The sequence below is a fragment of the Georgenia sp. H159 genome (assembly GCF_035607575.1).
In the GTDB taxonomy this organism is placed as follows: Bacteria; Actinomycetota; Actinomycetes; order Actinomycetales; family Actinomycetaceae; genus Oceanitalea.
Window position 1 is genome coordinate 168,699 of record NZ_JAYDZY010000008.1, and the last position, 18,108, is coordinate 186,806.

Annotated in this window: 17 protein-coding genes; 13 read left to right on the forward strand and 4 right to left on the reverse strand. The window is 73.5% G+C overall.

Annotated features, from left to right (window positions below):
• Positions 1–37 precede the first annotated feature (37 nt).
• Positions 38–2,209 carry a transketolase gene (tkt, locus tag VR894_RS13140; protein ID WP_324652216.1) on the reverse strand — a complete coding sequence of 724 codons (2,172 nt, stop codon included), beginning with the start codon at positions 2,207–2,209 and terminating at the stop codon, positions 38–40.
• A 318-nt stretch (positions 2,210–2,527) separates the two neighbouring features.
• Here tkt and VR894_RS13145 point away from each other — a divergent pair, with 318 nt between their 5' ends.
• Together VR894_RS13145 and xerD are read left to right on the forward strand one after the other, a co-directional pair.
• The gene (locus VR894_RS13145; protein ID WP_416380843.1) at positions 2,528–3,466 is read left to right on the forward strand and encodes a heme o synthase; all 939 of its coding nucleotides are present in this window, start codon (positions 2,528–2,530) and stop codon (positions 3,464–3,466) included.
• A gap of 80 nt (positions 3,467–3,546) precedes the next feature.
• Positions 3,547–4,461 (forward strand): site-specific tyrosine recombinase XerD, encoded by a 915-nt coding sequence (gene xerD / locus VR894_RS13150; RefSeq protein ID WP_324652383.1) that lies wholly within the window; start codon positions 3,547–3,549, stop codon positions 4,459–4,461.
• Between the two features lie 142 nt (positions 4,462–4,603).
• Here xerD and VR894_RS13155 read toward each other — a convergent pair whose 3' ends face one another.
• Positions 4,604–4,969 (reverse strand): hypothetical protein, encoded by a 366-nt coding sequence (locus tag VR894_RS13155; protein ID WP_324652219.1) that lies wholly within the window; start codon positions 4,967–4,969, stop codon positions 4,604–4,606.
• Between the two features lie 185 nt (positions 4,970–5,154).
• Here VR894_RS13155 and VR894_RS13160 point away from each other — a divergent pair, with 185 nt between their 5' ends.
• The 7 genes from VR894_RS13160 (at position 5,155) to VR894_RS13190 (ending at position 10,833) form a co-directional block, all read left to right on the forward strand.
• A complete protein-coding gene (locus VR894_RS13160) occupies positions 5,155–6,018 on the forward strand; it encodes a ParA family protein (RefSeq protein WP_324652221.1) in 864 nt (287 codons plus the stop codon).
• Positions 5,987–6,886: a segregation and condensation protein A gene (locus tag VR894_RS13165; protein WP_416380837.1), complete on the forward strand. Its 900-nt coding sequence runs from the start codon at positions 5,987–5,989 to the stop codon at positions 6,884–6,886. Before VR894_RS13160 ends, VR894_RS13165 begins: the two co-directional genes overlap by 32 nt.
• The gene (scpB, locus tag VR894_RS13170; protein WP_324652223.1) at positions 6,879–7,508 is read left to right on the forward strand and encodes an SMC-Scp complex subunit ScpB; all 630 of its coding nucleotides are present in this window, start codon (positions 6,879–6,881) and stop codon (positions 7,506–7,508) included. The genes VR894_RS13165 and scpB overlap by 8 nt, the downstream gene beginning before the upstream one ends.
• Complete coding sequence (locus tag VR894_RS13175) at positions 7,505–8,251, forward strand: pseudouridine synthase (RefSeq protein WP_324652225.1); 747 nt, start codon at positions 7,505–7,507, stop codon at positions 8,249–8,251. The genes scpB and VR894_RS13175 overlap by 4 nt, the downstream gene beginning before the upstream one ends.
• A 64-nt stretch (positions 8,252–8,315) precedes the next feature.
• A complete protein-coding gene (locus VR894_RS13180; RefSeq protein ID WP_324652227.1) occupies positions 8,316–9,437 on the forward strand; it encodes a prephenate dehydrogenase in 1,122 nt (373 codons plus the stop codon).
• Entirely contained in the window at positions 9,434–10,144 is a 711-nt protein-coding gene (gene cmk / locus VR894_RS13185) for a (d)CMP kinase (protein WP_324652228.1), read from the forward strand. The genes VR894_RS13180 and cmk overlap by 4 nt, the downstream gene beginning before the upstream one ends.
• The gene (locus VR894_RS13190) at positions 10,141–10,833 is read left to right on the forward strand and encodes a lysophospholipid acyltransferase family protein (protein ID WP_324652230.1); all 693 of its coding nucleotides are present in this window, start codon (positions 10,141–10,143) and stop codon (positions 10,831–10,833) included. Before cmk ends, VR894_RS13190 begins: the two co-directional genes overlap by 4 nt.
• Positions 10,834–11,542: 709 nt before the next feature.
• Here VR894_RS13190 and VR894_RS13195 read toward each other — a convergent pair.
• Both VR894_RS13195 and VR894_RS13200 read right to left on the reverse strand, forming a co-directional pair.
• Positions 11,543–12,340 carry an ABC transporter permease gene (locus VR894_RS13195; RefSeq protein WP_324652232.1) on the reverse strand — a complete coding sequence of 266 codons (798 nt, stop codon included), beginning with the start codon at positions 12,338–12,340 and terminating at the stop codon, positions 11,543–11,545.
• Complete coding sequence (locus VR894_RS13200) at positions 12,337–13,233, reverse strand: ATP-binding cassette domain-containing protein (RefSeq protein WP_324652234.1); 897 nt, start codon at positions 13,231–13,233, stop codon at positions 12,337–12,339. The genes VR894_RS13195 and VR894_RS13200 overlap by 4 nt, the downstream gene beginning before the upstream one ends.
• Positions 13,234–13,363: 130 nt before the next feature.
• On the opposite strand from VR894_RS13200, the gene VR894_RS13205 reads away from it, so the two are divergent.
• The 4 genes from VR894_RS13205 (at position 13,364) to VR894_RS13220 (ending at position 18,105) form a co-directional block, all read left to right on the forward strand.
• Positions 13,364–14,677 (forward strand): sensor histidine kinase, encoded by a 1,314-nt coding sequence (locus VR894_RS13205; protein ID WP_324652236.1) that lies wholly within the window; start codon positions 13,364–13,366, stop codon positions 14,675–14,677.
• On the forward strand, positions 14,674–15,336 hold the full coding sequence (locus VR894_RS13210) for a response regulator transcription factor (protein ID WP_324652238.1): 663 nt from the start codon (positions 14,674–14,676) through the stop codon (positions 15,334–15,336). The genes VR894_RS13205 and VR894_RS13210 overlap by 4 nt, the downstream gene beginning before the upstream one ends.
• A 298-nt stretch (positions 15,337–15,634) precedes the next feature.
• Complete coding sequence (gene der / locus VR894_RS13215) at positions 15,635–17,080, forward strand: ribosome biogenesis GTPase Der (RefSeq protein WP_324652385.1); 1,446 nt, start codon at positions 15,635–15,637, stop codon at positions 17,078–17,080.
• A complete protein-coding gene (locus tag VR894_RS13220; RefSeq protein WP_324652240.1) occupies positions 17,080–18,105 on the forward strand; it encodes a hypothetical protein in 1,026 nt (341 codons plus the stop codon). The genes der and VR894_RS13220 overlap by 1 nt, the downstream gene beginning before the upstream one ends.
• Positions 18,106–18,108 lie beyond the last annotated feature (3 nt).

Sequence of the window (18,108 nt, forward strand, 5' to 3'; positions counted from 1 at the left end):
CGGGCCCGGCGGCGGGTCGCCGCCGGGCCCGACGTGGCTACTTGGGCAGGTCCCCGGTGCCTCCGGGTGCCGCCTCCTGGTCCGTGCCCGGGGCCTCGTGCCCCGCGGCTGCCAGCGACTCGCGCGCCTTGGCGACGGTCGCCTCGGCGGTGATGCCAAACTCCTCGTACAGGCGCTCGTAGGCGGCCGAGGCCCCGTAGTGCTCCAGGCTCACGCACCGGCCCGCGTCGCCGACGATCTCGTGCCAGCCCTGGGCGATGGCTGCCTCGACGGAGACACGCGCCTTGACGCGGGAAGGCAGGACCTCTTCCTGGTAGGCGTCGTCCTGGAGCGCGAACCACTCGCGCGACGGCATCGACACGACGCGGGTCGCGACGCCCTCCGCCTGCAGCGTCTCACGGGCCGCGAGGGCGATCTGGACCTCGGAGCCGGTGGCGATGAGGATGACGTCGGGCGCGCCCCCGGTCGCCTCCGCGAGGACGTAGCCGCCGCGGGCCGTGCCCTCGGCGCTGGCCAGGGTGTCGCCCTCGGCGGCACCGGAGCCGCGGGCCGGGTTCGGGACGTTCTGACGGGTGAGGACCAGGCCGGCGGGACGCTCGGTGTTCTCGATGATCGTGCGCCAGGCGACGGCCACCTCGGCGGCGTCCGCCGGCCGGACGACGTCGAGCCCGGGGATGGCGCGCAGCGCGGCGAGGTGCTCGACCGGCTGGTGCGTCGGCCCGTCCTCACCCAGGCCGATGGAGTCGTGCGTCCACACGAAGGTGCTCGGGATACCCATGAGGGCGGCGAGCCGCACCGGGGGGCGCATGTAGTCGGAGAAGGTGAGGAAGGTGCCGCCGTAGGGGCGGGTGAGCCCGTGGAGCGTGATGCCGTTGAGGATCGACCCCATCGCGTGCTCGCGGATGCCGAAGTGCAGCGTGCGGCCGTAGGGGTTGCCCGGGAACATCTCGGTCGAGCGCTCGACCGGGAGGAAGGACGGCTCGCCCTTCATCGTCGTGTTGTTCGAGCCGGCGAGGTCGGCCGAGCCGCCCCACAGCTCGGGGAGCACGGGGGCGAGGGCGGACAGCACCGAGCCGGAGGCCGAGCGGGTGGACACGGCCTTGCCCTCCTCGAAGGTCGGCAGGGCGTCGGCCCAGCCCTCGGGCAGCTCGCGGGCGCGGAGGCGGTCGAGCAGCGCGGCACCCTCGGGGTTGGCGGTGCGCCACGCCTGGTAGGAGTTCTCCCACTCGGCGGTGGCGGCGGCCCCGCGGTCGCGCACGGCACGCACGTGGGAGATGACCTCCTCGGTCACCTCGAAGTCCTGCTCCGGGTCGAACCCGAGGATCTCCTTGAGACCGCGGACCTCCTCGGCGCCCAGCGCCGAGCCGTGGATCGCGCCGGTGTTCTGCTTGGTCGGGGCGGGCCAGCCGATGATGGTGCGCAGGGCGATGAGCGTGGGCCGCTTCGTCTCGGCCTTGCCCGCCTCGAGTGCGGCGGCGAGGGCGTCGACGTCCTCGGTGTACCCGGTGTCCCCGTTCGTCCAGTCGACCCGCTCCGTGTGCCAGCCGTAGGCGGCGTAGCGGGCGAGCACGTCCTCGTTGAACGCGATGTTCGTGTCGTCCTCGATGGAGATGCGGTTGTCGTCCCAGATGACGATGAGGTTGCCGAGCTCCTGGACGCCGGCGAGCGAGCTGGCCTCGGACGTCACGCCCTCCTGCAGGTCGCCGTCGGAGGCGATGACGTAGATGTTGTGGTCGAAGGGGCTGGTGCCCGCGGCGGCCGTCGGGTCGAGCAGACCGCGCTCACGCCGCGCCGCCATCGCCATGCCGACGCTGTTCGCGAGTCCCTGGCCCAGCGGCCCGGTGGTGACCTCGACGCCGTCGGTGTGGCGGTACTCCGGGTGTCCCGGGGTGAGGGAGCCCCAGGTCCGCAGCGCCTGGAGGTCCTCGAGCTCGAGCCCGTAGCCGGAGAAGTAGAGCTGGATGTACTGGGTGAGCGCACTGTGGCCGGCCGACAGCACGAACCGGTCCCGCCCGAGCCAGTGCGGGTCCGCGGGGTTGTGCCGCATGACGTTCTGGTAGAGCAGGTAGGCCGCGGGGGCCAGGCTCATCGCCGTCCCGGGGTGGCCACTGCCGACCTTCTGCACGGCGTCCGCCGCGAGGACGCGGGCGGTGTCGACCGCCCGGCGGTCGAGATCGGTCCAGCCGGTGCTGGTGGTGCTGTCGCTCACTAGGTCTCCCTCGGTGTACGTCTGACTCGTCGGGCCGGGACCCGGCCCTGGACACGGATGTACCGACCCTATCCGCCGCTGCGAGCCGCAAGGAGATTGTTGCCAGTTGGTGCCGACGTCGCACGCCGGTTGCCGTCACCGCCCTTCCGGGCGGTGTGAGCAAATGGTCACCGGTGGCTGGCCGCATCCGCTGGGCCTGCACCTTAGGATGGTCAGACCCGCGCTGCCCGCAACGGTCGGAGCGCGAGACAGGGAGTGGAACGACGCGTGCGTAGTGACTCGGCGCTCGGGCGCCAGACCGAGGAGGTGACACACCACGTGTCCGACCGTTCGACGCTCCGGTCGAGCCCCGGTCCCACCGGCCCGACGACGAGCCGCACCGACCGGCTCAAGGCCTACGTCGCTCTCACCAAGCCGCGCATCGTCGAGCTCCTCCTCATCACGACGGTGCCCACTCTCTTCCTCGCGGCCGACGGATGGCCGGGCCTGTGGCGCACGGTGTTCACGATGGTCGGCGGCTACGCGGCTGCCGGGTCGGCGAACACGTGGAACATGATCTTCGACCGGGACATCGACCGGCTGATGAACCGGACCAAGCAGCGGCCGCTGGTCACCGGCGTGCTCTCGGTGCGGCAGGCCACGGTCTTCGCGATCGCACTCGGGGTCTTCGCGGTGCTGTGGTTCGGTCTCCTCGTCAACTGGGCCTCGGCATGGCTGTCCCTGGCGGCGATCGCCATGTACGTCGTCGGCTACACGCTGCTGCTCAAGCGCCGGACCAGCCAGAACATCGTGTGGGGTGGGGCTGCCGGCTGCATGCCGGTGCTCATCGGCTGGTCGGCCGTCACCGGCACCGTGCAGTGGCCCGCCCTCGTGCTGTTCGGGATCATCTTCTTCTGGACGCCGCCCCACTACTGGCCGCTGTCCATGCGCTTCCGTAAGGACTACGCACGCGCCGACGTCCCGATGCTGCCGGTCGTGGCGTCCAACGCGACCGTCGCCGTGCAGATCCTCGGCTACGGCGCGGCCATGGTGGCCTGCTCCCTCGTCCTCGTGCCGGTCGCGGGCATGACGTGGGTGTACGCGGTGATCGCCGGCGCCGCCGGTGCGTGGTTCCTCGCGGGCTGTGTCCGGCTCCTCGTGCGGGCACGCCACCCGGAGCGCGGCAAGCTGGCGGCGATGAAGGTCTTCCACGCCTCGATCACCTACCTGACGATCGTCTTCGTCGCCGTCGCGGTCGACCCCTTCCTGCCGTTCTAGGGGCCCGCGTGACCCGCACGACGACGTCGTCACCCGCGCGGTCCACTGTCCCGCGCGCGGGAGCGCCGACCGCCGGGGCGCTGGAACGGGCGCTGGAGGAGTACCTCGCCCACCTCGGCGTCGAACGCGGTCTCAGCGACCACACCCTGTCGGCGTACCGGCGGGACCTGCGCCGTTACGTCGCCTACCTGGACGGCCGTGGACGGCGCCGGCTGGGCGACGTCGTGGAGAACGACGTCGCCGAGTACGTCGAGACGCTGCGCACCGGGTCGGACGGCGGACGACCGCTCGCGGTCTCCTCCGCCGGGCGTGCGGTGGTCGCGGTGCGCGGCTGGCACCGCTTCGCGGTCCTCGAGGGACACGCTTCCCACGACCCGAGTGCCGACGTCCGGGCCCCGGCGGCGACCCGCCGCCTGCCACACGCGTTGAGCACCGACGACGTCGAGCGGCTGCTCGAGGCCGCCTCCCTGGGGGATGGACCGGTGCCGCTGCGGGACCGGGCGCTGCTCGAGGTGCTCTACGGGACGGGTGCGCGCATCAGCGAGGCCGTGGGCCTGTCCGCCGACGACCTCGACCTCGCCGCTGGCACCGTGCGCCTGTTCGGCAAGGGGAGGCGGGAGCGGGTGGTGCCCGTGGGCCGCTACGCGATCGACGCCGTCGAGGCCTACGTCGTGCGGGCCAGGCCCGAGCTCGCCCGCGCCGGCCGGGGCACCGCGGCCCTGTTCCTCAACCGGCGGGGCGGTCCGCTGAGCCGGCAGAGCGCGTGGGCGGTGCTGCAGACCGCGGGTGCGCGCGCCGGCCTGGGGGAGCATGTCTCGCCGCACACGCTGCGCCACTCCTTCGCCACCCACCTGCTCGCCGGCGGCGCCGACGTGCGCGTGGTCCAGGAGCTGCTCGGGCACGCCTCGGTGACGACCACGCAGATCTACACCCAGGTCACCGTCCAGGCCATGCGCGAGGTCTACGCCACGGCCCACCCGCGCGCCCGCGGCTGAGGGCGACCGCAGCCCCGATCGCCCTCAGGCCCCTCGTGTCGGGGACGTGCGTCGGCTAACCACGTCCCGGGCGGGACGCGTCCGGCCCCTCCGCCCAGGCGGCGGCTGGGTACGGGGTCGTGACCGCACCCAGCCGCCGTTGTCAGGCGCCGTGCTTCCTCGGGCCGGGGTTCTCCGAGCCGTCCGCCCTGCCCGCAGTGCCGTCGGCGTCCGGAGTTCCGTCGGCGCGGTGCCGGCCCGCGACATCGGTGGAGTCGGGCCCCGGGCTGGTCGCACCGGCGGTCGTGGTGCCGGAGGTCTTCTCGCTGCCGGCGGCGGTACCGACGGCGTTCACGCCGTCGGTGCTCGGCCCCGGGTTGCCGCTGCTCGCGTCGGCGACGTGCTCGCCCCCGACGTGGTCGTCGGTTGCCGGTCCCGGGTTGCCGCTACCGGCGTCATCCCCTGGCGCCTGGTTGTCGAACCCCTTGTCCGTGTCACCCGTGAGAGCGTCCTTGGCATTCTTTGCCATGTCGCCGAGTCCCATCGGTCCTCCTCTGGTCGGTAGGGCAAGGATGTGCGCCGCGTGGCCGGCGCGCATCTCGGGTCCCGAGGAGGGGCGCGCCGCGGTCCACGGACTGGTTCCCGGCACACTCACGGCGCGCCTGTCCGCGCGCCTGCTCGCCCTGGACGGCCCCGGCGAACTAACGTGGAGCCGTGACCGACCCACAGCAGCCGACCCTGATCGACGCCACGTCCGGGCAGGCCGCCGACTTCCCCGAGCCGGCGCCGCTCGACGGCCACGGCCCGGCGCGCATCATCGCGATGTGCAACCAGAAGGGCGGGGTGGGCAAGACGACGACGACGATCAACCTCGGGGCCGCCCTGGCGGAGTACGGCCGCCGCGTGCTCATCGTCGACTTCGACCCCCAGGGCGCCGCCTCCGCGGGCCTGGGGATCAACGCCAACGAGCTCGACCGGACGATCTACTCCGTGCTCATGGAGCCGCGCTCCGACGTGCGCGAGATCATCCACGAGACCGCCGTTCCGGGGCTCGACATCGTCCCGGCGAACATCGACCTGTCTGCGGCAGAGGTCACCCTCGTCACCGAGGTCGCGCGCGAGCAGGCGCTCACCCGCGTGCTGCGCCCCGTCGCCGACGACTACGACGTGATCCTCGTCGACTGCCAGCCCTCCCTCGGCCTGCTCGCCGTCAACGCGCTGACCGCCGCCCACGGCGTCATGATCCCGCTGGAGGCGGAGTTCTTCGCGCTGCGCGGCGTCGCCCTCCTCATGGAGACCATCGACAAGGTGAGCGAGCGGATCAACCCGCGCCTCCAGCTCGACGGCATCCTCGTGACGATGTACGACGGGCGCACCCTCCACGCCCGGGAGGTCCTCGAGCGGGTGCGGGAGGGCTTCGGGGACCAGGTGTTCCAGACCGTCATCAACCGGACCATCAAGTTCCCCGACGCCACCATCGCCACCGAGCCGATCACGAGCTACGCCCCGACCCACTCGGGTGCCGAGGCCTACCGCCGCCTCGCCCGTGAGCTCGTCGCCCGCGGTGACGTCGCCTGAGGCGGCCGCGGCCCCTTCCCGGCATCCCGGGCCGTCGGCGCAGGCCACCGCACCGGAGCCCGCGGGCCGCACGCCGTTCGCGGTCACGCTGGAGAACTTCACCGGCCCGTTCGACCTCCTGCTCTCGCTCATCGCCAAGCACAAGCTCGACATCACCGAGGTCGCGCTCGCCCAGGTGACCGACGAGTTCATCGGTCACCTCGCCGGCCAGGCCGAGTGGGACCTCGGCCAGGCGAGCGAGTTCCTCGTCGTCGCGGCGACCCTCCTCGACCTCAAGGCCGCCCGCCTGCTGCCCCGTGGGGCCGTCGAGGACGAGGAGGACCTCGAGCTGCTCGAGGCCCGCGACCTGCTCTTCGCCCGGCTCCTGCAGTACCGCGCGTACAAGGAGGTCGCGGACGACCTCGACCGCCGCTGGGCCGTGGGCGTGCGCTCCTACCCGCGGTCGGTCGGGCTCGAGCCGCACTTCGCCGCCCTGCTGCCCGAGCTCGTCATCCGTGTCGGCCCCGAGCGGCTCGCCGAGCTCGCGGCCGCGGCGTTCGCACCCAAGCCCGGGCCGCCGCAGGTGGACCTCGGTCACCTGCACGCACCGGTGGTGCCGGTGCGCGAGCAGGCGGCCCTGCTCGTCGACCGCCTGCGCCGGGTGCGCAGCGCCAGCTTCCGCACCCTCACCGCGGACGCCGACTCGACCGCCGTCGTCGTCTCCCGGTTCCTCGCGCTGCTCGAGCTCTTCCGGGAGGGGGCGATCTCCTTCGACCAGGCCGCCCCGCTCGGCGAGCTGACCGTACGGTGGTCCGGCACCGAGGAGGGCGACATCGCCGTCGCCGACGACTACGACGCCCCCGAGGACGAGGAGAGCCCCGATGAGTGAGGCCGGGACCAGCGGCGGTCCGGCGCTGCCGGAGTACGAGGCGGTGCCCGACGACGCCATGCCCCGCGAGCACCTCGCCGCGATCGAGGCAGTGCTCATGGTCGTCGACGAACCGGTCCCCGCCGCGCAGCTGGCGAGCGTGCTCGGGCTGCCCACCGGGCAGGTCGTGGAGCTCCTCACCGAGCTCGCCGCGGAGTACGCGGGGGAGCGAGGCGGGCGGCCGCGCGGCTTCGTCCTGCGCGAGCTCGCCGGCGGGTGGCGCGTCTACTCGGCGCCGGAGTACGCGGACGTCGTCGGGCGCTTCGTCGTCGACGGCCAGACGGCGCGCCTCACCCAGGCGTCACTCGAGACGCTCGCCGTCGTCGCCTACCGGCAGCCCGTCTCCCGCGGCCGCATCGCGGCCATCCGTGGCGTCAACGTCGACGGCGTCGTGCGTACACTGCTGGCGCGCGGCCTGATCGAGGAGGCCGGACACGACGAGGACGGCGGCGCCCTGCTCTACCGCACGACCTCCTACTTCCTCGAGCGCATGGGGCTCGGCTCGCTCGCCGACCTGCCCCCGCTCGCGCCCTACCTTCCCGACCTCGACACGCTGGACGACCTGGAGGCTGAGCTGCGATGAGCACCGACCCACACGAGCCGAGCGGCATCCGGCTCCAGAAGGTGCTCGCCGGCGCCGGGTACGGCTCGCGGCGCGCCTGCGAGGGCCTCATCGCCGCCGGACGGGTCCGCGTGGACGGTCACGTCGTCGACGAGCTCGGCACCCGGGTGGACCCGACGACCGCCGTCATCCACGTCGACGGGGTGCGGCTCCAGCTCGACGACACCAAGCTCACCCTCGCCCTGCACAAGCCCGTCGGCGTCGTGTCGACGATGAGGGACGAGCAGGGGCGCCCCGACCTCTCGCAGTACGTCAGCGACCGCACCGAGCGGCTCTTCCACGTCGGGCGGCTCGACGAGCAGACCGAGGGCCTGCTCCTCCTCACCAACGACGGTGAGCTCGCCCACCGCCTGACCCACCCCTCCTACGAGGTGCCCAAGACCTACGTCGCGACGGTCGAGGGCGAGGTCAATCGCGGCCTCGCGCGGCGGCTGCGCGAGGGCGTCGAGCTCGAGGACGGGCCCGCCCGCGCGGACCGCTTCACCGTCCTGGAGACCCTGCCCAACGCGTCCGTCGTCGAGATCGAGCTCCACGAGGGCAGGAACCGCGTCGTGCGCCGCATGCTCGAGCACGTGGGCCACCCCGTCACCCGCCTCGTGCGGACCCGCTTCGGGTCCATCCGGCTCGGACGGCTCAAGCCGGGCCACACGCGCGTGGTCAGCGGCACGGAGCTGGGCGCGCTGATGTCGAGCGTCGACCTGTGAGCCGGGCGGTAGGCTGTCCCGGGCGCCGCGCCGGGCGGCCCCTCGCCAAGGAGGAAGCAGGAGCGTGACGAGCCAGGCGGCCCCCCTGACCACAGGTCCCGTCAAGGTCGTCGGCACCGGCCTGCTGGGCACGAGCATCGCCCTGGGACTGCGCACCGCCGGCGTGGCCGTCCAGCTCTCCGACGCCTCGCCGTCGGCGCTCGCGCTGGCCCGCGACCTCGGAGCCGGCGAGCCCGAGGGCCCCGACAGCGCCGAGCCCGCGCTCGTCGTCGTCGCCACGCCGCCCGACGTCGCCGGGGACGTCGTCCTCGACGCCCTGCGTCGCCACCCCGACGCCGTCGTCACCGACGTCGCGAGCGTCAAGGCGGTCATCGCCGCCGAGGTCACCGCCGCGGCCGACGGCGCCCAGCGCGCCCGGTACGTCGGGTCCCACCCCATGGCGGGCCGCGAGCGCTCGGGCGCGGCGGCAGCGGACGCCGACCTGTTCGCCGGCCGCCCCTGGGTGATTGCCGCCGACGACGCCGCCGCCCCCGCGACCACCGCAGCGGTCCGCGCCGTCGCGCTCGACCTCGGTGCCCTCCCGGTCACCCTGGCACCGCAGGAGCACGACGACGCCGTCGCCGTCGTCTCCCACGTCCCTCAGCTGGCCGCCTCGCTCGTCGCTGCCCGTCTGGTCGACGCGCCCGAGGGGGCCCTGTCGCTCGCGGGGCAGGGACTGCGGGACGTCACCCGCATCGCCGCCTCGGACCCACGGCTGTGGGCCGCGATCCTCGTCGGCAACGCCGGGCCGGTCGCGGCCGAGCTGCGCCTGCTGCGGGAGGACCTCGACGGTCTCATCACCGGCCTGGAGAGCGCTGCCGCGGAGGGGCCGCTCGCACCCGGCTCGGTCGGGGCGCTGAGCCGTGTGATGACCGCCGGCAACACGGGCGTCGACCGCATCCCCGGCAAGCACGGCGGTGCGCCCCGGCGCTACGCGACCGTCCAGGTGCTCGTCCCCGACGAGCCCGGCGAGCTCGGCCGGCTGTTCGGCGAGGTGGGGCACATCGGCGTCAACATCGAGGACCTCACGCTCGAGCACTCGGCCGGAGCGCGCGTCGGCATCGCCCACCTGGCGGTGGTGCCGTCGTCCGCGGCGACGCTCGAGCACGAGCTGACCAACCGTGGATGGAGAGTGGTGGCGGAATGACGGCGCCGGTGACGGTCGCGATCGACGGGCCCTCCGGCTCGGGCAAGTCGACGGTGAGCAAGCGGCTCGCCGCGGCGCTCGGGCTCGCGTACCTCGACACCGGTGCGATGTACCGGGCGGCGACGTGGTGGTGCCGCAGGCGGGGGGTCGACCTCGACTCCGCCGCCGAGGTGACCGCCGCCGTCGCGGTGATGCCGCTGGAGATGGGCATCGACCCCGCGGACCCGACGGTCGTGTGCGACGGCGTCGACATCACCACCGAGATCCGGCTCTCCGAGATCTCCGCGGCCGTGTCCGCGGTCGCGACCAACCTCGACGTGCGTGCCGAGCTGCGGGAGCGGCAGCGCGCCGTCATCGCCGCGGAGCGACGCCCGGGCGGCTTCAGCGACGGCCGCGGGATCGTCGCCGAGGGCCGCGACATCACCACCGTCGTCGCGCCCGACGCCGACGTGCGTCTGCTCCTCACCGCGGACGAGTCCGCCCGCCTCGCGCGGCGCGCACGCGAGCTCCACGGCACGGACGACGCCGAGTCGCTGGCCGCGACCCGCGCCGAGGTCGTCGGCCGCGACGCCCGGGACTCCACGGTCTCGGCGTTCCTCACCGCCGCCGACGGTGTCGTGACGGTCGACTCCTCCCGGCTGGACCTCGAGCAGACCGTCGAGCTCGTGCTCGACGTCGTCGAGCGGGCGCGACGGGGCGCGCTGTGAGCGCGACCCCCTCGCGGGGTGCCCGCGTCACCGCCGAGGACATCCACCGCTGGGGCCCGGTCTGGTCACGGCGGGTGGGCTGGTTCCTCGACCACGTGTGGTGGAACACCGCCGTGCTCGGCGCCGAGCACGTGCCACGGACCGGACCGGTCATCATCGCGTCCAACCACACCGGCGTGATCGACGGGCCGCTGCTGCACGGCGCCATCCCGCGCGGGTCGCACTTCATCATCAAACAGGAGTTCTGGGACTCGCCGCTCGGCTTCCTCATGACGCTCGCCGGCCAGATCCCGGTGGACCGCAAGCACGGCCGCGCGGCGCTGGCCGTCGCCCAGCAGATGCTCACCGAGGGTCGGGCCGTGGGGATCTTCCCCGAGGGCAACCGGGGCAGCGGCAACGTGCAGTCCACACGGGCGGGCGTCGCCTGGCTGGCCATCCACGGCAACGCGCCCGTCGTGCCCGTCGCGTGCCTGGGCACCCGGCCGACCGGGAAGAAGGTGGGCTACGTGCCGCCGCCACGGGCCCGGCTCAACGTCGTCTTCGGCAAGCCGATCGTCATCGACACCGAGCGCCGCGAGGGCGGCAACCGGGAGGTGATGACGCGGGCGATCCAGCGGATCCACCAGGGTCTGGCCGCCCATGTCGAGGACGCCGTCCGCCTCACCGGCGTCCCCCTCCCCACCCACTGACCCGCCCCCACCCTGACCTCCGCCGACAGCGGAGTTGTTGCGCAGGCGAGGATCCCCGCTTCCGCCGACAGCGGAGTTGTTGCGCAGGCGACGACCCCACCCCGCCGACAGCGGAGTTGTTGCGCAGGCGACGATCCCACGGCCGCTTCACCCGACTCCCACCCCACCCTCGCCGACAGCGGAGTTGCGTGGAGGCCGTGAGCCCTCGCCGTCGCGGACCTCCCACCGCACCTCCGCCGGCGGCCGGGGTGTGTGCGGGAGTTCCGGCAGCGGTCTGTGCACGGCCCCCGGGAGAGCCGCGCGCGCGTAGGTGGGGTCCTGCTGCAGCCGATTCGGGTGTCGGCGAGGAAGGGACCCGCGCGGTGCGGTGCTGGTGCCGAGGTCCGGTGCCGACAAATCAACTGCCGATACGGGGAGGGCGGTGCAGGGCGGGCTTGCTGGAAGCAACTCCGCTGTCGGCGATGGGGAGGTGAGGGCGAGGGGGTGCTGCAGGCGGGTCTGTTGGAAACAACTCCGCTGTCGGCGATGGGGGGGGTGAGGGCGAGGGGGTGCTGCAGCGGGTCTGCTGGAAACAACTCCGCTGTCGGCGCGGGGGCGGGCGGGGCGGGGGGCGAGGTGGCGGGCGCACGTGTCGCGTGCTGCCGGGGGCTGGGGGAGAGTCGGGTGGGGCGGCCGCGCCCTCCACGCGGCCGCCCCGGTCTGTGGCCGGTTACGCGACGTCGCGGCGGGCAGTGCGCCACAGGCCCACGGCGAGGGGCAGCAGCACCCATACGGAGGCCGACGTCGCCAGCTCAGTCCAGGCGGTGCCCGTCATCTGGCCTGCCATGAGCGGCTCGATGGCGCGGTCGAGGTTGAGCCACCGGGCCGGCTCCTGCAGCGAGGAGACGAGCATCGTCAGCAGGGTCCACACGGTGGGCAGCGCCAGGTAGGCGACGATCGCCACGGGCGTGCTCAGCAGCGCGAGGCCGAAGGCGAGCCCCTGGGTGACGAGGAGCAGCAGCGCGGCGAACATCCCGCCGAGCACCGACCACTCCATCGACCACGAGCCGTTCCCGTCGAGCCACAGCAGCCCGACGACGTTGAACACGGCGCCGGCGACGAGCGCCGCCACCATGACGACGAGGCCGAGTACGAGGGCCGAGACGAGCTTGGCGCCGTTGACCCGCGTGCGCCGCGGCTCCAGGGTGAAGGTCGTCAGCGCGGTGCGCTGGGACCACTCGCCGGTCGCGGCCATGATCCCGATGAGGGGGAGCAGGAGCAGCTGGGCCAGGGACGACGCAGTCGTCAGCTCCTGCCACGTACGGGCCGCGGGGTCCGCCGTGAAGAGCACGAGGGCGATGAGGCCGGCGCTGAGCAGCACGATGACCGCGAGCAGCCACAACCCGGCACGGGTGTCCACCTGCTTACGGAGCTCGACAGCTGCCAGGCGCAGGAACGGCACGGGGGCAGTCGCGGTCCTCGTCGCGGCGGGCTGGCCGGCGGGAACGGTGTGCGTGGTCGCGGTCATGCCGAGATCTCCTCTCGCCCGTGCTGGGCGGTGGTGTCGAAGAACAGGTCCTCCAGGCCGGTGGCGGCGGAGGGCCGCAGGTCGGTGAGGACGACGCCGGCGTCCAGAGCGGCCCGGCCGACCTCCTCCGCGGTGGCGGACGTGCGCAGGCCGGACCCGGTGCGGACGACCTCGAGCTCTCGGGCGGTGAGTGCGGCGGCGAGGACGCCGTCGTCGAGGCTCCGCACCTCGGTGCCGGGCGTCGCCAGCAGCTCCTCGGCGCTGCCCTGCGCCAGGATGCGGCCGCTGCCGATGATGACGAGGTCGTCGGCGACTGCCTCGACCTCCCGAAGGAGGTGCGAGGACAGGAGCACCGTCCCGCCGTCGTCGGCGAAGGTCCGGAGCAGGTGGCGCATCCAGCGGATGCCGGCCGGGTCGAGACCGTTGACGGGCTCGTCGAGGATGAGCACCTCCGGGTCGCCGAGCAGGGCGTGGGCCAGCCCCAGCCGCTGCCGCATCCCGAGGGAATAGGTACGGGTGCGGGCTCCGGCCTCGGCGGGGCTCAGCCCGACCGTGCCCAGCACGTCGTCGACGCGTCGGGACGGCAGGCCCATGAGGCGCGAGGAGAGGCGAAGGATCTCGCGGCCGGTGCGTCCGGCGTGCTGGGCCGAGGCGTCGAGGAGTACCCCGACCCGCCGCCCCGGGTTGCTGAGCTCGCGAAAGTCCGTCCCCAGGACGGTCGAGCGGCCGGCGCTCGGGGTGGTGAGGCCGGTGAGCATGCGCATGGTCGTGGACTTGCCGGCGCCGTTCGGGCCCAGGAATCCGGTCACCCGGCCCGGCCGGGCGGTGAAGGAGACGTCCTGGACGACGTCACGGTCGCCGTAGCGTCGGGTGAGGTTCTCTGCGGTGATCATGGGGACAACCCTTCCGGCGGACGGCAGGCGGAGGATCGGAGCGGGGGCTCGGGCGGGTCAACCTTTGGTCGGACGGCGGCGAGCCCAGGGGCGGACCGGAGGCGCCCCACGGACTTCTAGGCTGGTCGCCATGTACCCCGCCGCACCACCCCTCGCTCCGCCGGTCCGCGCCGGCGACGTGGGCCAGACCTCACGGCAGGCGGAGCACTCCGGGGTCGGGCAACCTCCGCTGCGGCCCTGGTCGCGGGTCTGGCGCTACCTCGCCGCCGTCGGGATCGCGATGGCGCTGTGGCTGGCGGTGGGTGTCGACATGCTCCCGGTGGACGACACCGCCCTCCCGCCGGACGAGGAGGCGCGGGTCGCGGGTGCGCTGGTCCTCGACGCGCTGCTCGGGATCGTGGGGCTCGCCCTCCTGCCGATGCGCCGTCGCCACCCGGTCCTCACCGCGTGCCTCACCGCCCTGTTCACGGCGGTGTCAGCGGCCGCCATCGGTGCCGCGGTAGTCGCCGCCGTCTCGGTCGCGACCTGGCGCCGGTGGCGGTGGGTGGCGCCCGTTGTCGGGATGTGGGTCGCCGCCACGGTCTGCTACGAGGCGGTGTGGCGTCCGGCCATCGTCGACGACGCGGTCACGGTGGGCTTCGCGGCACTCTCCGGTGGTCTGGCGGTGGGGATCGTCGCCACCTGCGTCGCGACCGGCTACTACGTAGGTGCGCGCCGCGAGCTGCTCGTCACGCTCCGCGTCCGGGCCGAGACCGCCGAGCGCGAGCAGGCCCTCAAGGCGGAGGCGGCCCGGGTGGCCGAGCGGACGCGCATCGCCCGCGAGATGCACGACGTCCTCGCGCACCGGATCTCCCTCGTGGCGATGCACGCCGGTGCCCTGGCGTACCGCACCGACCTCTCCGCCGAGGAGACCGCCGAGGCGGCGGGTGTCATCCAGCGCAGCGCCCACCTCGCGCTCACCGAGCTGCGGCAGGTACTCGGGGTGCTGCGGGCGGACGGCGCGGGAGGCGACGCTGCCGAGCCGCCCCAGCCGACGCTGGTCCAGGTGGACGAGCTCGTCGAGGCTGCCCGCACGCACGTCACGGTCACGGTCGACCAGAGCGGCCTCCCTGGCCCGCACCTCCTCGCGACGGTCCCGGCGACGGTGTCCCGCACCGCCTACCGGGTGGTCCAGGAAGCCCTGACCAACACGTGCAAGCACGCGCCGGGCAGCGACGTCGTCGTCCGCCTCGCCGGTGGTCCCGGTGGCCTGCTCACGGTCGAGGTGGAGAACGGCCCCCCGCGCCGCGACGTCGCGTCCGCGCAGGGCACGCCGGGAGCAGGGCTCGGTCTCGTCGGGCTCGCCGAGCGGGTCGGGCTCGCCGGGGGAGCGCTCGAGCACCTCCCGGGTCCGGACGGTTCGTTCACCGTGCGAGCCTGGCTCCCGTGGGAGGAGGACGAGTGACGGCGCCAGCAGTCCGGGTGGTGGTGGTCGACGACGACGGTCTGGTCCGCGCCGGCCTGCGCCTCATCCTGGGTGGGAGCGACGGCGTCGAGGTCGTGGGGGAGGCGGCCGACGGACGCGAGGGTCTGGCCGTCGTCGAGCGGGAACGGCCCGACGTCGTGCTCATGGACATCCGCATGCCCGTGCTCGACGGTCTGACGGCGACCCGTCGTCTCGTCGAGGGGCGCTCGACGGCGCGGGTCATCGTGCTCACCACGTTCGACACCGACGAGATGGTGCTCACCGCGCTGCGGCATGGTGCGGCCGGCTTCCTCCTCAAGGACACGCCCCCCGAGGACCTCGTCGCCGGGGTCGTGCGGGTGGCGCGTGGTGAGCCGATGCTCTCGCCCAGCGTCACCGCCCAGGTCATCACAGCGGCGACGCGTGGTGGGGACGACTCCCGGGAACGCTCCGCGCGGCAGCGGATAGAGCGGCTGACCGAACGGGAGCGGGAGGTCGCCGTCGCGATCGGGCGCGGGCTGTCGAACAGCGAGATCGCCGCCGAGCTGTACATGGGGATGGCGACGGTCAAGACGCACGTCGGCCGGCTCTTCACCAAGCTCGAGGTCACCAACCGCGTCCAGATCGCCCTCTGCGTGCACGACGCGGGCCTCGGCTGAGCCACGTCCTCGTCAGGCTCGCTACCAGCGGTCAGCGGTCGGACACCGCGTGCGCTGCAACAACTCCGCTGTCGGCGTGAGGTGGTGGGCGTGCGCTGCAACAACTCCGCTGTCGGCGCGAGGTGGCGGGCTGCGCTGCAACAACTCCCTGTCGGCGCCAGGCGGGTGGGGGCGCGCGCTGCAACAACTCCGCTGTCGGCGCGAGGTGGGGGTGGCGGGGGGGGTGGGACACGCCGTTCGCGTCGAGGTGCCGCGGCAGTGGACAATGGCCCGCGTGACCGACTCCGAAGACCTCCCCATGCCCGCCGACGACGAGCAGCGCGCCGCGGCCCTCCGCGCCGGGCTGGAGGGCTACGTCCTCGACGAGGACGACGCCGCGCTCCTCGCGGCCGCCGACGAGCCGGCCGAGGCCGAGGCCCAGCAGGGCCCGCTGCCGGTGCTCGCCGTCGTCGGGCGCCCGAACGTCGGCAAGTCGACCTTCGTCAACCGCGTGCTCGGGCGCCGGGAGGCCGTCGTCCAGGACGTCCCGGGCGTCACCCGTGACCGCGTGAGCTACCCCGCGGAGTGGGCGGGGCGCCGCTTCATGCTCGTCGACACCGGCGGGTGGGAGCACGACGCCGCCGGCATGCACGCGCGGGTGGCGGACCAGGCCGAGATCGCCATCGCGATGGCCGACGCCGTCATGTTCATCGTCGACGCCACCGTCGGCCCCACGAGCACCGACGAGCAGGTCGTCCGGCTGCTGAGGAAGTCCGGCAAGCCGGTGGTCCTCGTCGCGAACAAGGTCGACTCCCAGATGCAGGAGGCGGATGCGTCCGCGCTGTGGTCACTCGGCCTCGGACAGCCGTGGCCCGTCTCGGCGCTGCACGGCCGTGGCTCGGGTGACGTCCTCGACGCCGCGATGGCGGTGCTGCCCGAGGTGTCCACGGTCGCCTCGCCGCTCCCGGAGGGTGGACCGCGTCGCGTGGCGCTCGTGGGTCGCCCGAACGTCGGCAAGTCCAGCCTCCTCAACGCGATCGCCGGCCAGGACCGGGTCGTCGTCGACGACGTCGCCGGGACCACGCGCGACCCGGTCGACGAGCTCGTCCTCCTCGGGGACCGGCCGTGGTGGTTCGTCGACACCGCCGGGATCCGCCGTCGGGTGCACCAGACGAAGGGCGCGGACTTCTACGCCTCGCTGCGCACGCAGGCAGCGCTGGAGAAGGCGGAGGTCGCCGTCGTGCTCCTCGACTCCTCGGTCCCGCTGACCGAGCAGGACACCCGTGTCATCCAGCAGGTGGTCGACGCCGGGCGTGCGCTGGTCCTCGCCTACAACAAGTGGGACCTCATGGACGAGGACAAGCGTTTCCTCCTCGAACGTTCGGTGGACAAGGACCTCGTCCAGATCCAGTGGGCCCCGCGCGTCAACGTCTCGGCCAAGACCCGCTGGCACGTCGACCGCCTGGTCAAGGCGCTGGACACCTCCCTGGAGAGCTGGGACAAGCGGATCTCCACCGGACGGCTCAACGCGTTCCTCGGTGAGCTCACCGCCGCCAACCCGCACCCGGTGCGCGGCGGCAAGCAGCCGCGGATCCTGTTCGCCACGCAGGCCGACAACCGTCCGCCGCGGTTCGTCATCTTCGCGACCGGGTTCATCGAGCACGGCTACCGGCGATTCATCGAGCGCAAGCTGCGTGAGGCCTTCGGCTTCGCGGGCACGCCGATCGAGATCAGCGTCCGGGTACGCGAGAAGCGCCGCCGCTGATGGAGGAGGGCGTCGCGCGCCGCCACGTCCTGCTGCGCTGGGGACTGCCCCGCGACCCGCGGGGCAGCGAGCACGTCCTGGGCTTCGTCCTCACGACCGTCGCCACGATCGTCGTCACCCGCGGCTACCTCCAGCTCACCGGCTTCCCGCAGATCGGCGGGGAGACGCTGCACGTCGCGCACGTGCTGTGGGGTGGGCTGTTCATGGCCGTCGCGATGGTCCTGGTGCTGTCCTACGCCGGCCCGGTCATCCGCCCGCCCGCGGCGTTCCTCGGCGGGATCGGCTTCGGCCTGTTCATCGACGAGGTCGGCAAGTTCCTCACCCAGGACAACGACTACTTCTTCCAGCCGGCGCCGATGATCATGTACGTCACGCTCGTCGTGCTCATCATCGTCGCCGACGTGCTCCACGGGCGGCGTCCGCCCCACCCGAGCGAGCAGCTCGCCGCGGCGGCCGACCACGCGGTCGCGGGCCTGGCCGGTGGGCTGAGCCCGCACCGTCGGGCCATCGCCGAGGACCTGCTGAGAAAGGGCCGCGGAGGTCGAGGCGATGCGGAGGTCGAGGCGCTGCTCGCCGTCGTGCCGGACGACCACAGCGAGTTCCCCGACCCGCTCGAGCTCGTGGCACGCAAGGTCCGCGGCCTCCTCTCCGGCGTCGTCCGTGGTTCGTGGACGACGGCGGTGGCGTGGACGCTCCTCGTCCTCGCGCTGGCAGGTGGGATCGCCGTCGTCGTCCTCGCCGACGACGGCGCACCGGACTGGGCGCGGTGGCTCGCCCTGGGGTCGTCCGCGCTCGTCGTCGCGGTCGTGGTGCGGGCACTCGCGCTGCTCGGCAAGGACCGGTACCACGGCTTCCAGTGGATCCGGCGGGCCTTCCTCGTCCAGCTCCTGGTCACCCTCGTGGGGCTCTACCGGCTCGCCCCGTGGCCGGCGACGGCCGTGATGGTCGTCGCGCTGCTCGGGCTCGGCGTTGTGGCGGCCGAGAAGGTCCGGCTCGAGCAGCTCGGCCAGGGCGCCGCCCACTAGCAG

What these genes read in the sequence shown, in the direction of transcription:
- VR894_RS13200 (WP_324652234.1), bottom strand. Translation starts at nt 13,233, where the DNA reads ATGATCACCGCAGAGAACCTCACCCGACGCTACGGCGACCGTGACGTC.
- der (WP_324652385.1), top strand. Translation starts at nt 15,635, where the DNA reads ATGCCCGCCGACGACGAGCAGCGCGCCGCGGCCCTCCGCGCCGGGCTG.
- VR894_RS13175 (WP_324652225.1), top strand. Translation starts at nt 7,505, where the DNA reads ATGAGCACCGACCCACACGAGCCGAGCGGCATCCGGCTCCAGAAGGTG.
- cmk (WP_324652228.1), top strand. Translation starts at nt 9,434, where the DNA reads ATGACGGCGCCGGTGACGGTCGCGATCGACGGGCCCTCCGGCTCGGGC.
- VR894_RS13155 (WP_324652219.1), bottom strand. Translation starts at nt 4,969, where the DNA reads ATGGCAAAGAATGCCAAGGACGCTCTCACGGGTGACACGGACAAGGGG.
- VR894_RS13220 (WP_324652240.1), top strand. Translation starts at nt 17,080, where the DNA reads ATGGAGGAGGGCGTCGCGCGCCGCCACGTCCTGCTGCGCTGGGGACTG.
- scpB (WP_324652223.1), top strand. Translation starts at nt 6,879, where the DNA reads ATGAGTGAGGCCGGGACCAGCGGCGGTCCGGCGCTGCCGGAGTACGAG.
- VR894_RS13205 (WP_324652236.1), top strand. Translation starts at nt 13,364, where the DNA reads ATGTACCCCGCCGCACCACCCCTCGCTCCGCCGGTCCGCGCCGGCGAC.
- VR894_RS13195 (WP_324652232.1), bottom strand. Translation starts at nt 12,340, where the DNA reads ATGACCGCGACCACGCACACCGTTCCCGCCGGCCAGCCCGCCGCGACG.